The organism is Phenylobacterium sp. (genome assembly GCF_020402505.1).
Lineage (GTDB): Bacteria > Pseudomonadota > Alphaproteobacteria > Caulobacterales > Caulobacteraceae > Phenylobacterium.
On sequence record NZ_JADBZL010000162.1, the window covers coordinates 1 to 14,707 of the forward strand.

A 14,707-nucleotide genomic window follows, 5' to 3' on the forward strand; every position below is an offset into this window, starting at 1 on the left:
CCCGGGAATCCGTCTGGACGAAGTCGCCCCGGGCCTCGCCAAGGGTCTCCAGCCAGACGGCCGCGCGGGCGGCCAGGGCCCGCTCGGCGTCGCCGAGGGCTGGGCTCGCCGCCGTCGCGGGAAGGGCGGCGGTGGCGGCGAGGCCGGCCAGGGCAGTGCGGCGTGTCGGCATGATGACCCTCCGTGCGCCGACATGGCCCCGGCGGACCCGGCGGTCAATGCCCGGCCAATGCGGCGCCGGTAGGGCGCACTGACAGTCGTCGGAAGTTCAGGGGGGAGGGGGCGCCAGGATCTCGCGCTTTCCCGAATGGTTGGCCGGACTGACCACGCCTTCCTTCTCCATGCGCTCGATCAGGGAGGCGGCGCGGTTGTAGCCGATCTGCAGCCGCCGCTGGACATAGGAGGTCGAGGCCTTCCCGTCCCGGGTGACAACGGCCACCGCCCGGTCATACAGGTCGTCGCCCGACCCGCCCTCGCCGCCGCCGAAATCGCCCTCGCCGTCCTCGTCATCGCCCCCGGCGGTGACCTCCTCCAGATACTGGGGCTGGCCCTGCTCGCGCAGGAACCGCGCCACCGCCTCGACCTCACCGTCGGAGACGAAGGGGCCGTGCAGGCGTGTGATTCGCCCGCCGCCGGCCATGTAGAGCATGTCGCCCTGACCCAGCAGCTGCTCGGCCCCCTGCTCCCCCAGGATGGTCCGCGAGTCGATCCGCGAGGTGACCTGGAAGGAGATCCGGGTCGGGAAGTTGGCCTTGATGGTGCCGGTGATGACGTCCACGGAGGGCCTCTGCGTCGCCATGACCAGGTGGATTCCGGCCGCCCGGGCCATCTGCGCCAGGCGCTGGACCGCGCCTTCCACATCCTTGCCCGCCACCATCATCAGGTCGGCGACCTCGTCGATGACCACGACCAGGTAGGGCATGGGCCGGGGGTCGACCCGTTCGCTCTCGTAGACCGGCCGGCCCTGTTCGTCGAAGCCGGTCTGGACGGTCCGCTCGAAGTGCTCGCCCTTCGCCGCCGCCTCCTGGGCGCGTTCGTTGTAGGAGGCCACGTTCCGCACGCCGATCTTGGACATCAGACGGTAGCGGTCCTCCATCTCCCGGACCGTCCACTTCAGGGCGACGATGGCCTTCTTCGGGTCGGTGACCACCGGGGCCAGAAGGTGGGGAATCCCGTCGTAGACACTGAGCTCCAGCATCTTCGGGTCGATCATGATGAACCGGCAGGCCTCGGGCGGCAGGCGATAGAGGATCGACAGGATCATGGCGTTGACCCCCACCGACTTTCCCGAGCCGGTGGTGCCGGCGATCAGCAGGTGAGGCATCTTGGCCAGGTCGGCGATGTAGGGCTCGCCGCCGATGTTTTCGCCCAGGGCCATGGGCAGGGCGTGCCCGGTCTTCTCATACTCCGGGCTGGACAGGAGATCGCGCAGGTAGACCGTCTCGCGGCGGGCGTTGGGCAGTTCGATCCCGATGGCGTTCCGGCCCGGCACCACCGCCACCCGGCAGGCTGCGACGGACATCGAACGGGCGATGTCGTCGGCCAGGGCCACCACCCGCGCGGATTTCACTCCAGGCGCCGGGACCAGCTCGTAGAGGGTGACGACAGGCCCCGGACGGATCTGGTCGATCTGCCCGCGGACCCCGAACTCCGCCAGCACCCCCTCCAGGAGCTGGGCGTTCTGGCGCAGGGCGGTTTCATCGAACTGAGCGGCCCGGGGCCCTGATCGCGCCAGCATGGAAAGCTCGGGCAGACAGAACCCCTCCCCCCGGGCGAAGTCGAGAACACCCTGCGCCTCCCGGGTCTCCCGCCCGGACTCGCGGGCCGCTTTCGGCGGCCGGATCGCCGGCGCCGCGGCGTCGTCCGCGCCTGGGGCCAGGGACTCCGGCGCGGGCGTCCCCACAGGCGCCGGGACCGGATCCGCCGTCGATCTGGCCCGCCGCGTCCGGCCCGATCCGGCGGCGGAGACGGTTTCCCCGTCCGCCTGAAAGGGCGAGCGGACCGCCGAGGCGAGACTGCGGTTGCGCAGCCATGCGCCCAGGGCTCCCGCCGTCGCCGCCAGGTCCATCCGCGGAAGCGCCAGGGCGTAGATGAAACCCCAGACCCCGAAGCCGCCCAGCAGGACCGCAGTGATCTCCCGGCCGAAGGGCAGGTTGAACTCCGAGAGCGCGCCGGCGCCGAACGCCAAGAGGCTGTCTCCGGTCAGACCCCCCAGGCCGCGAGCCAGGGGCCAGGTCACCGGGGTGGGCGCCCAGGCCAGAAGGGCCGCCAGGCCCACCAGGGCGAGGCCGCCGCAGAGGGCGCGCAGGCGCAGGGACCCGCGCCCGGCGTCGGGCTGTGGCCCCGTCAGCCGGGAGAGGCCGAGGACCAGAAGCAGCAGGGCGGCCAGCCCCCCCGCCAGGCCCAGGGTTTGGAGCAGGGCGTCGGCCAGGGTCGCTCCGGTGACGCCCAGGGCGTTGCCGGGGGCCGCTGCGGAGGAGGCGTTGAGGCTGGGGTCGGTGACATTCCAGGTCACCAGGGCGGCGGCGAGGCCGACCCCGGCGGCCGCCACAAGGGCGCCCCGGGCGCGCGCCGCGACCGGATGGGTCCAGACCGCGCCGGCGATCTCCACCCCCCTGTCGAAACCTCGTTTCCGCGCCACGCGCGCCATTTCGGTCCGCCTTTCCGCTGGTCCGCCGACAGTGTGGCGACAAGAGGGTTAAGAGGCGTTTACTTCGCCGGTCTCCGCTTCCGGCTCGGCTCCCTGACCCCCGTAAACCTTTCGAGCCGGTCCTTGTTTTTCCCTCCAGAAGGTTTCCTCCGGGCGGAGGAGGCTCTAGGAATGCGCGAATGTGGTCCATGCCCCGCAATCTCAGGAAGATCGCCGTCATCGCGATCGCCCTGATGGCCCTCGCCGGATTCGTCTCCGGGATTCTGGGCGCGCGCGATGTCGCCTACCTGCCCGGGGAGGCGACCTCCGCCACCCCCCCTGAGACGCCCGCAGTGGCCGCTCCCGAGGTGACGCCCCTGACCACCGACCCGCCGCCGCCCCCACCCGAGCCCGAGCCGGAACCCGAGCCGGAACCGGCGCCCGAGGAAAAACCCAGGCCTGCGCCGGAGTCCCAGGCGCCCGCGCCGTCGGCCAAGACGCCCGCCGGACAGGATGCGGTGGGAGATCTCCTCCAGGGCGCTGACCCCGCCGCGACCCAGCCCCCGCCCTACTGAAGATCACCGGGGTCGAAGGCCTCGCCCCAGCCCAGGCGCCGGGCCCGGGCGAAGGCGACCCTGTCCCGGCGAAGGATCTCGGTGTCCTCCACCCGACCGTCCGGTCGGCACAGGCGCAGCCGCAGGCCGGGCTTGCCCGGTCTTGGCGGTGCGATGATCCGTGCGCCGGAGGGCGCCGCCGCCGCACGGGCGACGGGCCGCTCGAAGGCCAGCCAGAAGAACTTCTCGTCCTCGAAGGGCGCCGCGCCGCCCTTGGCCAACCGGTGCTCGCGGCCCCGGGGCAGCCTCTGGGCGAAATGGCACCAGTCCGGCGAACGAAGGGCGCAGGCGGCCGCGTGCGGACAGGGTCCCACCAATCGCGCTCCCGCCGCGATCAGGGCGGTGCGGATCTCCAGCCCCCGCCGCCAGCCCTCGGGCGAGCCGGGTTCGACGATCAGAAGGACCCCCCGGGTCGCCGACCAGAGCTTGTCGATCACGGCGGGAAGGGTCGCCACCGGGACTTCGGTCAGGGCGTAGGCCGCCAGGATCAGGTCGGCGTCCGGAAGCACGAGGGCGGGATCGGTGAGGTCGGCCCTCAGGCGCGTCGCCGTCGCGAGGGCCGCCGGACCGGCCGCCGCCAGCTCCTCCGCCAGGTCCAGGAAGGCCGCGCTGTGGTCCAGCCGGGTCACCGCCGTGAGCCCGGGCAGGGCGTCAAGAGCCGCCCAGCCGCCGCCGCCCGGTCCGGCTCCGGCGTCCAGCAGGCGCGTCGGCGCGAAGGCGGGCCTCAGCGCGAGGACCTCTTCCAGGGCCCGGCGCGCAGCGGCGTAGGTGGCGGGGGTCCGGGTCAGGGCGTAGGCAAGGGCGTCGGCCTCGCCCTTCACCAGCGCCGAGGAGGCCCGGCCCCGGCGATAGCCTTCAGACAAGGCCAGGGCCCGCTGCGCCAGCCCGGCCCGCCCCTGCCCCTCCAGGCGCCGGTCGATGGCGGCCCGGAGCGCGTCTGGAAGGACGGCGTCCAAGCCGGCTTCAGGCCTGCCGGTTCTTCACGAGGTCGTCCACCACCGCCGGGTCGGCGAGAGTGGTGGTGTCACCCAGGTTCGACAGGTCGTTTTCGGCGATCTTGCGCAAGATGCGGCGCATGATCTTGCCCGAGCGCGTCTTGGGAAGGCCGGGGGCGAACTGGACGATGTCGGGCGCCGCAAAGGCCCCGATCTCCCGCCGGACCCAGCCCTTGAGGTCGGCCTGCAGGACGTCGGTGGGGGTGACGTCGGCGTTGAGGGTCACGAAGCAATAGACCCCCTGTCCCTTCACGTCGTGCGGATAGCCGACCACGGCGGCCTCGGCGACATCGGGATGGGCGACCAGGGCGCTCTCGATCTCCGCCGTCCCGAGCCGGTGCCCGGAGACGTTGAGGACGTCATCCACCCGTCCGGTGATCCAGTAGTAGCCGTCCTCGTCCCGCCGGCAGCCGTCGCCGGTGAAGTACTTGCCCGGGTAGGTCGAGAAGTAGGTGTCGATGAACCTCTGGTGGTCGCCATAGACCGTCCGCATCTGGCCGGGCCAGGAGTCGGTGATGCAGAGGTTGCCGCTGACAGCGCCGTCCAGGACCTGGCCCTCGGCGTCGACGATCTGGAACTTCACGCCGGGCAGGGGGCGGGCGCAGGATCCGGGCTTCAGGTCGGTGGCGCCCGGCAGGGGCGAGGCCAGGCAGGCGCCGGTCTCGGTCTGCCAATAGGTGTCGACGATGGGGCAGCGGCCCTCGCCCACCACCCGGTGGTACCAGAGCCAGGCCTCGGGATTGATCGGCTCGCCCACCGTCCCGATCAGCCGGAGCGAGGCCCGGGAGGTCGCCTTCACCGGGCCCTCGCCATCGCGCATCAGGGCGCGGATCGCCGTCGGGGCGGTGTAGAAGATCTCGACCTTGTGCTTGTCCACCACCCGCCAGAACCGGGAATTGTCCGGCCAGCTGGGCACGCCCTCGAAGATCAGGCTGGTCGCGCCATTCGCCAGGGGCCCATAGACCACGTAGGAGTGCCCGGTCACCCAGCCGACGTCGGCGGTGCACCAGAACACCTCGCCGGGCCGGTAGTCGAAGACCAGCTCATGGGTGTGCGAGGCCCAGACCAGGTAGCCGCCGGTGGTGTGCAGGACGCCCTTGGGCTTTCCCGTCGAGCCGGAGGTGTAGAGGATGAAGAGCGGGTCCTCGGCGTTCATGGGCTCGGGGTCGCACTGGTCGGACACCGTTCCCTTGATGTCGGAATAGAAGACGTCGCGCCCGGCGGTCATCGGCACCTCGGCCCGGGTGCGCCGGACCACGATCACGTCGGCGACCTGCGGGCAGTCCTTCAGGGCCTCGTCGACGTTGAGCTTCAGGGGGATGACCTTCCCGCCGCGAAGCCCCTCGTCGGCGGTGATGACGATGCGGCTGTCGCAGTCCTGGATCCGCCCGGCGATGCTGTCGGGCGAAAAGCCGCCGAAGATCACGGAATGCACGGCGCCGATCCGGGCGCAGGCCAGCATGGCCACGGCGGCCTGGGGGATCATCGGCAGGTAGATGGTGACCCGGTCGCCCTTCTTCACGCCCTTGGCCTTCAGGACGTTGGCCATCCGGCAGACTTCCGACAGAAGCTGGCGATAGGTGAGCGTGGTCCCGTCCACACCATCATCCGGCTCCCAGATGATCGCCACCTGGTCGCCGCGGGCGGCGATGTGCCGGTCCAGGCAGTTGACCGAGACGTTCAGCACCCCGTCCTCGTACCAGCGCACCCGGAAGTCCTCCCGGTTGAAGGACACGTCCTTGGTCCGGGTGGGCTTGCGGATCCAGTCGAGGCGGGCGGCCAGCTCCATCCAGTAGCCGTCCGGGTCGGTCTCCACCCGCGCCAGGGCGGCGGCGTAACCCTCCGCCGTCATCCGGGCCTTCTTCGCCCAGGCTTCGGGAACCGGGAACACTTCACCTTCGCTCACGCCATGCCTCCCTCGCGGTCATCGCCAGAAAGCTACTAGTGCGGCGGGGCGGCGGGGGGAAGCGGCCAGCCGCCGATTTTCCACCCCGCCTTGCGCCCGTCGCCGGGGACGTTAGCCTCCCTGCGCGATCCACCGGAGATACCCATGCTGCTGCACCTGTCCACTTGGCCCGAGATCGAGGCCCAGCTGAAGCGTTCCAGCGCGATCGTCGTGCCGATCGGCTCCAACGAGCAGCACGGCCCCACCGGTCTCCTCGGTACGGACTGGATCTGCCCGGAGATCATCGCCCATGAGGCCCAGAAGGGGGCCGACCTCCTGGTCGCGCCCACCTTCAACATCGGCATGGCCCAGCACCATCTCGGCTTCCCCGGCACCATCTCCCTGCGGCCCAGCACCTTCATCGCCGCCATCGGCGACTGGTGCCGCAGCCTCGCCGCCCATGGCTTTACGCGCATCTACTTCCTGAACGGACACGGCGGGAATGTCGCCACCATCGAGGCCGCCTTCTCCGAGCTCTACGCCGAGGCCAGCTTTGCGGGCCGGGCGCGGGGTTTCTCCCTGAAGCTGAGGAACTGGTGGGACCTGCCGGGGGTCAACGCCCTGGCAAACCGGCAGTTTCCCACCGGGCACGGCAGCCACGCCACGCCCTCCGAGATCGCCGTGACCCAGTGGGCCTATCCGGACGCCATCAAGAGCGCAAACTATGCCCCGCAGATCGCCCCCACCGGCCCGATCCGCGAAGCGGCGGACTTCCGCGCCCGCTATCCGGACGGCCGGATGGGCTCGGACCCGGCCCAGGCCACGCCCGAAAAGGGCGGGGAGCTCGTGAAGCTGGCGGCGGAGGGGCTGGTGAAGGAGGTCGCCGCCTTCGCCGCCGAGGTCTCGCCGGCGGGCTGAGGCCTGAGGCTGGCCCTTCAGGCCGTCTCGACGGTCCCGTCGCGCACGGTCACGAGCCAGGGCGTCAGGGCCTCTCCCGCGCAGGGGCCGGCGGTGCAGACCCCGTCCCCCAGTCGGAAGACGGCGCCGTGGGCTGCGCAGAGGATCCGGTCGCCGGTCCGGGTCAGGTAGAGGTCGTCCATCACCGCCAGAGGCCAGCCGTTATGAGGGCAGGAGTCGATCCAGCCCCGCACCTCGCTCCCCTCCCGAACCAGGAATCCGGCGAACAGGGCCTCGCCAACCCGGAAACGGAAGCCACGGGCGCCCGGATCGCCCAGTTCGGACACCGCGCAAAGTCGCGTCCCCGGAGGCGGAGCGGCCGGATTGTCCGTCTGCGGACGACGCATCAGAGGGCGCCGATGGTCGCCTTGAAGGCCGTCACCTGGACCGAGGCGAACAGTCCGGCCGTCTGGTAGGGATCGCCGAGATTGAAGGCCCGGGCGTCCTCCAGGCTGTCGGCCTCGAGGATCAGGAGGGAGCCGGCCATGTTCCCGGCCTCGTCCAGCAGGGGCCCCGCCACCTTCAGCCGTCCGGCGAAGCCGCGGGCATAGGCGAGGTGGGCCTCGCGGTTGGCCAGCCGGAGCTCGAGGCTGTTCGGCTTGTCATTGCAGACCAGGACGTAGAGGCCCATGGGCGCGGTTCCTTTCAGGGTTCAGCGTTCGGACTTCAGGGGGCGGGAGAGGAGGCCGGAGATGGCCGCCTCCACCCCCACTTCACCGGCGAGAATGGCGGCGACGGCCTCGCAGATGGGCGCCTCGACGCCGATGCGGGCGGCCAGGTCGCGGACGGCGGGGGCGGAGGCGACGCCTTCGGCTACCGAGACCTTTCCGGCGAGGGCGTCCTCCAGGGAGCGTCCCTGACCGAGGGCCAGGCCGACGCTCATGTTGCGCGACTGGGGCGAGGAGCAGGTCAGGACCAGGTCCCCCAGGCCGCACAGGCCGGCGACCGTCTCGGCGCGGCCGCCCAGGGCCACGGCCATCCGGGTCAGCTCGGCGAAGCCCCGGGTGATGAGGGCGGCGTGGGCCGAGCGACCCAGGCCGCGCCCCTCGGAGACGCCGCAGGCGATGGCCAGGACGTTCTTGACCGCCCCGCCGACCTCCGCCCCCACCATGTCCGTGGCGGCGTAGGGCCGGAAGGCGGGACCCGCCACGGCCCGCGCCAGGGCCGCTCCCAGGGCCTCGTCGGGACAGGCCAGGGTCACGGCGGTGGGCAGGCCCCGCGCCACCTCGGCGGCGAAGGAGGGACCTGACAGCACGGCGGGCCGGGCGTCCGGCAGGGTCTCGGAGAGCACCTCGGTCATGAGCTTCAGCGAGCCCTGCTCGATGCCCTTGGCGCAGAGGATCATAGGCGCCCCGGCGGCGATGACGGGGGCGAAGGCGCGCAGGCTGGCGCGCAGATGCTGGGCCGGGGTCACGTTCAGGTAGAAGTCCCGCCCGGCCAGGTCCCCGGGGCTGGCGACGGCGCGGACCGCCGGATCCAGCGCAACGCCGGGCAGGAAGGTCCGGTTCTCGTGCAGGGTGTTGACGTCCTGCGTCACCTCCGCCTCCCGGGCGAAGAGGGTGACGTCCAGGCCCGCCCGGGCGCAGACCAGGGCCAGGGCCGTGCCCCAGGCGCCGGCGCCGATCACGCCGACGGTCCGGAAGGTCTCGCTCATGCCTTGGCGCCCTTCCGGCCAGGAAGATGGGTGGGCCGGTCGGCCGCCGCCGCCGGGTCGAGGGGCCAGCGCGGCCGGGCCGGTGCGGCCAGGGGATCGGTCAGGCCCAGGGCCAGCCGCTCGGCGCCGGCCAGGGCGATCATGGCGGCGTTGTCCGTGCAATAGGCCAGGGGGGGGGCGTGGAAGCTCCAGCCCAGCTCCGCCGCCAGATCCTGAAGGGCCGCGCGCACGGCGCCGTTGGCCGCCACCCCGCCGGCGACCACGAAGCGCCGACCGCCGGGGGGCAGGTCCCCGGCGCAGGCCACCATGGCCCGGCGGGTCCGCTCGGCCAGCTGGCGCGCGATGGCCGCCTGGACGGCGGCGGCGAGGTCCGCCCGCGAGGCCTCGCTGCAGGTCGCCGCCAGGCGCGCTGCGGCGGTCTTGAGCCCCGAGAAGGAGAAGTCACAGCCCGGCCGACCGAGGAGGGCCCTGGGCAGGTCGAACGCTCCGGGGTCTCCCGACGCCGCCAGCCGCTCCAGGGCCGGGCCGCCGGGATAGGGCAGGCCCAGGGACTTGGCGATCTTGTCGAAGGCCTCGCCGGCGGCGTCGTCGATGGTCGAGCCCAGGCGCGTGCAGGCGCCGACCCCTTCGACCCACAAGAGCTGGCAGTGCCCCCCGGAGACCAGGAGCAGAAGGAAGGGATAGTCGATCCGCGCGGTGAGGCGGGCGGAGACCGCATGCCCCTCCAGATGGTTCACCGCCACCAGGGGCAGGTCTCGGGCCAGGGCGACCGCCTTGCCGAAGGCGAGGCCGACCATCACGCCGCCGATCAGGCCCGGCCCCGCGGTGGCCGCAACGCCCGACAGGCCGTCCCAGCCGGTCCCGGCCCGGTCCATGGCCTCTGCGACGACGGCGTCGATGGTCTCCACGTGCGCCCGGGCGGCGATCTCCGGGACCACTCCGCCGAAGGGCGCATGCCGCTCGGTCTGCAGCCCGACCACCGAGGACAGGACGGTGACCGATCCGTCCGCCGACAGGCGCACCACCGCCGCAGCGGTCTCGTCGCAGCTGGTCTCGACGCCAAGGACGGTCAGGTCGCTCATGCGGGCGGGGGTCCGGGTTGCGGCCCCGGCGCGGCTCCTGTAGGGCCGGTCCGGAGTGAATTCCAGCCGAGGTAGCCCTCCCGTCGTGCCTGCGCAACAGCCTGTCCGGATCGGGGCCCGCGGCTCCAAGCTCTCCCTCGCCCAGGCGGGCCAGATGCAGAGGCGCATCGCCGCCGCCCTCGGCGCGCCGCCGGAGGAGGCCGACCGCGTCGCCCCCCTGGTGGTCATCACCACCTCAGGCGACCGGATTCAGGACCGACGCCTCCTGGAGGTCGGCGGCAAGGGGCTCTTCACCAAGGAGATCGAGGAGGCCCTCCTCGACGGCCGGATCGACTGCGCCATCCATTCGCTGAAGGACATGCCGGTGGCCGCCCCCGAGGGCCTGGTCCTGGCCGCCATCCCCGAGCGTGAGGATCCCCGCGACGCCTTCCTCAGCCTCACCGCCGACCGGCTCGAGGACATGCCCCGGGGCGCACGCCTGGGCACGGCCTCGCTGCGCCGCCAGGCCCAGAGCCTGAACCTGAGGCCCGACCTCGACGTGCGCCTGCTGCGCGGCAATGTCGACACCCGGCTGGAGAAGCTGAGGGCCGGCGAGGCCGACGCCATCCTGCTGGCGGCCTCGGGGCTGAACCGGCTGGGCCTTGGCGACCTGCCGCGCAGCTTCATTGACCCGTGCCTGTCGCCGCCTGCGCCGGGCCAGGGGGCCCTGGCCATCCAGACCCGCGAGTCGGACCGTGACGCGTCCTGGCTGGCGGCCCTCCGGCACGCCCCCACGGCTCTGGCGGTCGCCGCCGAGCGCGGCGCCATGGCCGCCCTGGAGGGCAGCTGCCGCACCGCCATCGGCGCCCACGCCTTCGCCGAGGGCGAGGACCTGGCCCTGATCGTGGAGGCCCTGTCGCCGGACGGCGTGCACCGGTTCCGGGGCGAGGCCCGCATGGCCGCCTCGGCCGGCCCTTCGGCGGCGGCCCTGCTCGGGCTCGATCTGGGGCGACGCCTCCAGGCCGAAGGCGGCGACCTCATCCTCCTGGCCGATTGATTCCCCGGCGCAGGGGCGCATTGTCGGCCTCACCATGAGCCTCCCCGCCCGCCCTGATGCTTCCCGCGCCGTCTGGATCACCCGGGCCGAGCCCGGCGCCGCCCGCACGGCCGCCCGGGTTGCGGCGCTGGGACTTGAGCCCCTCGTCCTGCCCTTGCTGGAGACCGTGGACCTTCCCGAGGCTGCAGGGGCGCTCGGCGGAGAGGGGCCCCTGGCCTTTACCTCCGCCAACGGCGTGCGCGCCTTCGCCCGGCTCAGCCCGCGCCGGTCCGGACCGGTCTATGTGGTGGGTCCGGCCACCGCCGCCGCGGCGCGGTCCGCCGGATTCACGGACATCCGTCCCGGTGCGGGCGACGTCGAGGCCCTGGCTCGCCGGATCCTGGCGGACGCCCCGCCGGGCGAGGTGCTCCACGCCGCCGCCCGGGAACCTGCCGGGGACCTCGCGGGACGCCTCCTCGCCTCCGGCCGGCCGGCCCGCCGGGTTGCGGTCTACGCCGCCCGGGAGACCCGGCCGACCGCCGCCCAGCTGGAAGAGGCCCTGGCCGCTCCGGTCGTCCTGGCCCATTCGCCCCGGGCCGGCCGGATCCTCGCAGGCCACCTGGCGCCTCTGGCCTCCCGGCCCGCCGTCCTGGGGCTGTCCCCCGCCTGCCTGGCCCCCCTCGAGGGCCTGGATCTTCCCGCCAGGGCCGCTCCGGACAGGCCCCTCGAATCCGACATGCTAAATCTGCTAGCCTCCCTGCGATGACCGAAACGCCCCCGCCGCCGCCGTCCCGCTCGCCGACCCTCGCCGGTCGGTTTTTCTGGGCGTTGCTCGCCTTCGCCGCCGCAGTCGCCATTGCCGTCGCCGCCTTCATCCGGTTCGGACCCCGCCTGCCGGCGCCCCTCGACTTCGGCCCGTCGTCGCCGCCGGCCGCAGAGGCCCCCGCGACTCCGTCGCCGGCCCCGGCGCCGGTTGCGGTGGACGCCCCGGCGCCCGCCCAGATCCCGGCGGTTCCCGCCACCGACCTGGCCCGCCTCGAGGCGCGTCTCGATGACCTTGAGGCTGGCCGCAGCCGGACAGCCGCTTCGGCCCGGTCCGCCCTGGCCGCCGCCGCCCTGCTCTCCGCCGCCCAGACCTCCCGGCCCTTCACCTCGGAGCTGGCGGCGGTGGAGGCCCTCGCCCCGGCCGACCTCGACCTCTCCGGCTTTGCAGCCATGGCGTCCACGGGCGCCCCCAGCCGGGCGACCCTGGCGCTGGAGTTCCCCGACTTCGCCGCCCGCGCCGCCGCCGCCGCCCGCCAGCCAAGCGAGACGGCGCCCCTGGGCGAGCGCCTGCTGGCGGGGCTGTCCCGGGTCATCCTGGTCCGGCCTGTGGGGCGGCTGCCGGGCGATGCGCCGGAGGCCCGGCTCGCCCGGGCCGAGGTCCAGCTGAACGAGGGCGACCTGGAGGCGGCGCTGGCCAGTCTCGCCGGCCTGCCTCCCGCCGCGCAGGCGGCGCTGGCCCCCTGGTGGGACCGGGCCCAGGCTCGCGCCCGGCTGGACCGGCAGGCCGCCGCCCTTGGGGAGCGCGCCCTGCGCGACCTCGCCCGCCTCGAGGAGGCCGCCCCGTGATCCGCTCGGCCCTCTTCCTGCTCCTGGCGGCCTTCACCGCCGCGATCCTCCTGTCCCTGGCCGGGGAGTCCGGGCGCGCCAGCATCCTCTGGCTGGGCTGGCGGGCGGACATGACCGCCACGGCCCTTCTGGTCCTCGTCGTCCTCCTCTCCCTTCTGGCCTTCGCCGCCTGGCGCCTGGTCCTCTGGGTGGCGGACGCCCCCCGACGCGCCGCCGCCGCCCGGGCCGAGTCCCGCCGCCGGCAGGAGCTGGAGGTTCTGACCCGCGGCTTCGTGGCCGTCGCCGCCGGGGATGGCGCCGAGGCCCGCCGCCTGGCCGCCAAGGCCGCCGAGCTTTCTTCCGAGGCGCCGGCCCTGGGGCGACTGCTCGCCGCCCGGGCCGCCGAGGCCGCGGAAGACCCGGCCGCCGCCGAAGCCGCCTGGACCGCCATGCTGGCCTTCCCTGACCTGCGCCTCGCCGCCCGGCGGGGCCTTACCACCCTGGCCCTGAGCCGGGGTGAGCGGACCGCGGCCCTGCAGCACGCCGAGGCCGCCTTCGCCCTGGCCCGCACCGCCCGCTGGGCCTGGCGCGTCCTCCTCGAGGCCCGGCTGGAGGACGGCGACTGGGAGGCCGCCCGAGACCTCCTCAAGACCGGCCAGGACCGGCGCATCGTCAGCCCGGAGGTGGCCGAGCGCGGCCGCGCCGCCCTGCTCGCCGCCTCCGCCGCCCAGCTCGACCTGACGGGCGACGCCCGGGCCCGCAGCCGCGCCGCCGACTACGCCCTTGAGGCCGCCCGCCTGCAGCCCGGCTTCGCCCCCGGCGTGGTCATGGCCGCGCGCCTTTTGTCCGCCCAGGGCAAGGCCGGCCGCGCCGCCCAGGTCATTGAGGCGGCGTGGAAGGCAGCGCCCCACCCGGCCCTCTGGCTGGCCCTTCGCGACCTGAAGACCCGGGAGACTCCCCGCGAGCGGGCCGGCCGGCTGGCGGCCCTCGCCGCCCTCAACCCCGGCGCCCGGGAGTCCCGCATCCTGACGGTGGAGGCGGCCCTGACCGGCGGCGACGCCGCCCGGGCGGTCGAACTCGCCCGGGGTCTGGAGGCCGAGCCCCTGACCGCCCGGATCGCCGGCCTCATGGCCCGCGCCGCCTTCGCCGCCGGCCGACCGGACGAGGCCCGGGTCTGGCGCGGGCGCGGGATTTCGGCGCCGGGCGAGCCGGACTGGTCGGACCTCGACCCCGAGGGCCGGGCCTTTTCCTACCAGCCCGCCGACTGGGCGCGCCTGGCCGTCAGCTTCGCCGAGACGGGCGAGCTCATCCATCCGCGGCACGAGCGCCGCGAGCCCGGCCTCTCCGACCTGCCGGACCTGCCCATGTCCTATGCCGAACAGGACTTCACGGCCCTGGAGGCGCCGGTTCCCTTCCCCATCGGCGAGGGCCTTCAGGGCGAGGAGGAGGACGAGGATCCCGACCCGGCCCCGCCGCCGGTCGCCCCGCCCCCTGCGCGTCGCCGCTTGGCGAGACCGCCGCGAGACGCTAAGTAGGCCCGTCCGCGGGCCCCAGCGCCCGACAGGCCCTTGGGCCGCCTTAGCTCAGCCGGTAGAGCGGCGCATTCGTAATGCGTAGGTCAGGTGTTCGAGTCACCTAGGCGGCACCATCTCCCCCAGTCCGGCGCCCTGGAGCTCTTGAGATGACCCCTCTGCCGATCCGGATCCGGCCCGAGGACGAGCGGGACCGTCCCGTGATCCATGACCTGACCCGGCGGGCCTTTGCGCCCATGGCCTTCGCCGCCGGCGACGAACCGGACCTGATCGACGCCCTGAGGCGCCTTGGTGCGCTGAGTCTCTCGCTGGTGGCCGAGCTGGAGGGCCGGGTCGTCGGCCATGTCGCCCTCTCCCCGGTCACTCATGAGAGCGGCGCGGAGGGATGGTTCGGACTTGGCCCCATCTCCGCAGAGCCGGCGCTGCAGAGGCAGGGTGTCGGCGGCGCCCTCATCGCCGAGGCGAAGAGCTGGCTTTCGGGCCAGGGCGCGCGAGGCTGCATCCTGACGGGCGATCCCGGCTACTATCCCCGGCATGGCTTTCTGCCGGCGCCAGAGCACGCGCCGGAGGCCGAACCGGCCGAGTTCTTCATGGTCCTGGCCCTGGCGGGCGAAATCCCGCCCGGCCGGTTCCGCTTCCACCCGGCCTTCTATGCCTGAGCGCCCCCCGGTTCACATCCGCCCCGCAAGGGCTACGGCCTTTTCGCCGGCCCCGCAGCGACCCCCGTCACGCACGCGGCCATGGCGGCGATGAG

General features: G+C 73.6%; 14 protein-coding genes and 1 tRNA gene. 8 read left to right on the forward strand and 7 right to left on the reverse strand.

Features of this window, described 5'->3' with window-relative positions:
• Window positions 1–268: 268 nt before the first annotated feature.
• Entirely contained in the window at window positions 269–2,650 is a 2,382-nt protein-coding gene (locus IM632_RS11440; protein ID WP_296480947.1) for a DNA translocase FtsK, read from the reverse strand.
• 179 nt (window positions 2,651–2,829) lie between these two features.
• Here IM632_RS11440 and IM632_RS11445 point away from each other — a divergent pair, with 179 nt between their 5' ends.
• The gene (locus IM632_RS11445) at window positions 2,830–3,204 is read left to right on the forward strand and encodes a hypothetical protein (protein ID WP_296480950.1); all 375 of its coding nucleotides are present in this window, start codon (window positions 2,830–2,832) and stop codon (window positions 3,202–3,204) included.
• Here the strand turns inward: IM632_RS11445 and IM632_RS11450 are convergent.
• Together IM632_RS11450 and acs are read right to left on the reverse strand one after the other, a co-directional pair.
• Window positions 3,198–4,199, reverse strand: coding sequence for a small ribosomal subunit Rsm22 family protein (locus IM632_RS11450; RefSeq protein ID WP_296498903.1), 1,002 nt, complete (start codon window positions 4,197–4,199; stop codon window positions 3,198–3,200). The genes IM632_RS11445 and IM632_RS11450 overlap by 7 nt on opposite strands.
• 7 nt (window positions 4,200–4,206) lie before the next feature.
• Complete coding sequence (gene acs / locus IM632_RS11455) at window positions 4,207–6,144, reverse strand: acetate--CoA ligase (RefSeq protein WP_296479984.1); 1,938 nt, start codon at window positions 6,142–6,144, stop codon at window positions 4,207–4,209.
• A gap of 144 nt (window positions 6,145–6,288) precedes the next feature.
• Here acs and IM632_RS11460 point away from each other — a divergent pair, with 144 nt between their 5' ends.
• Complete coding sequence (locus IM632_RS11460; protein WP_296479983.1) at window positions 6,289–7,041, forward strand: creatininase family protein; 753 nt, start codon at window positions 6,289–6,291, stop codon at window positions 7,039–7,041.
• Between the two features lie 17 nt (window positions 7,042–7,058).
• Here the strand turns inward: IM632_RS11460 and IM632_RS11465 are convergent, their stop codons facing one another.
• Genes IM632_RS11465 through tsaD form a run of 4 tightly spaced genes read right to left on the reverse strand, consistent with a single transcriptional unit; the run spans window position 7,059 to window position 9,816 of the window.
• Entirely contained in the window at window positions 7,059–7,427 is a 369-nt protein-coding gene (locus IM632_RS11465; RefSeq protein ID WP_296479982.1) for a Rieske 2Fe-2S domain-containing protein, read from the reverse strand.
• Window positions 7,427–7,711: a YciI family protein gene (locus IM632_RS11470; protein ID WP_293511268.1), complete on the reverse strand. Its 285-nt coding sequence runs from the start codon at window positions 7,709–7,711 to the stop codon at window positions 7,427–7,429. Before IM632_RS11470 ends, IM632_RS11465 begins: the two co-directional genes overlap by 1 nt.
• A gap of 21 nt (window positions 7,712–7,732) precedes the next feature.
• Complete coding sequence (locus IM632_RS11475; RefSeq protein WP_296552352.1) at window positions 7,733–8,734, reverse strand: NAD(P)H-dependent glycerol-3-phosphate dehydrogenase; 1,002 nt, start codon at window positions 8,732–8,734, stop codon at window positions 7,733–7,735.
• Entirely contained in the window at window positions 8,731–9,816 is a 1,086-nt protein-coding gene (gene tsaD / locus IM632_RS11480; RefSeq protein ID WP_296552353.1) for a tRNA (adenosine(37)-N6)-threonylcarbamoyltransferase complex transferase subunit TsaD, read from the reverse strand. The genes IM632_RS11475 and tsaD overlap by 4 nt, the downstream gene beginning before the upstream one ends.
• Window positions 9,817–9,901: 85 nt before the next feature.
• On the opposite strand from tsaD, the gene hemC reads away from it, so the two are divergent.
• From hemC to IM632_RS11510, 6 genes are all read left to right on the forward strand, one after another.
• Window positions 9,902–10,852 (forward strand): hydroxymethylbilane synthase, encoded by a 951-nt coding sequence (gene hemC, locus IM632_RS11485; protein WP_296479979.1) that lies wholly within the window; start codon window positions 9,902–9,904, stop codon window positions 10,850–10,852.
• A gap of 34 nt (window positions 10,853–10,886) precedes the next feature.
• Window positions 10,887–11,597, forward strand: a complete 711-nt coding sequence (locus tag IM632_RS11490; protein WP_296479978.1) for a uroporphyrinogen-III synthase — start codon at window positions 10,887–10,889, stop codon at window positions 11,595–11,597.
• Entirely contained in the window at window positions 11,594–12,442 is an 849-nt protein-coding gene (locus IM632_RS11495) for a hypothetical protein (protein WP_296504312.1), read from the forward strand. Before IM632_RS11490 ends, IM632_RS11495 begins: the two co-directional genes overlap by 4 nt.
• Window positions 12,439–13,956: a heme biosynthesis HemY N-terminal domain-containing protein gene (locus IM632_RS11500; RefSeq protein WP_296479976.1), complete on the forward strand. Its 1,518-nt coding sequence runs from the start codon at window positions 12,439–12,441 to the stop codon at window positions 13,954–13,956. The genes IM632_RS11495 and IM632_RS11500 overlap by 4 nt, the downstream gene beginning before the upstream one ends.
• Window positions 13,957–13,993: 37 nt before the next feature.
• Window positions 13,994–14,069: transfer RNA gene (locus tag IM632_RS11505), tRNA-Thr, on the forward strand.
• 33 nt (window positions 14,070–14,102) lie between these two features.
• Complete coding sequence (locus tag IM632_RS11510; RefSeq protein WP_296479975.1) at window positions 14,103–14,612, forward strand: N-acetyltransferase; 510 nt, start codon at window positions 14,103–14,105, stop codon at window positions 14,610–14,612.
• Window positions 14,613–14,707: the final 95 nt, after the last annotated feature.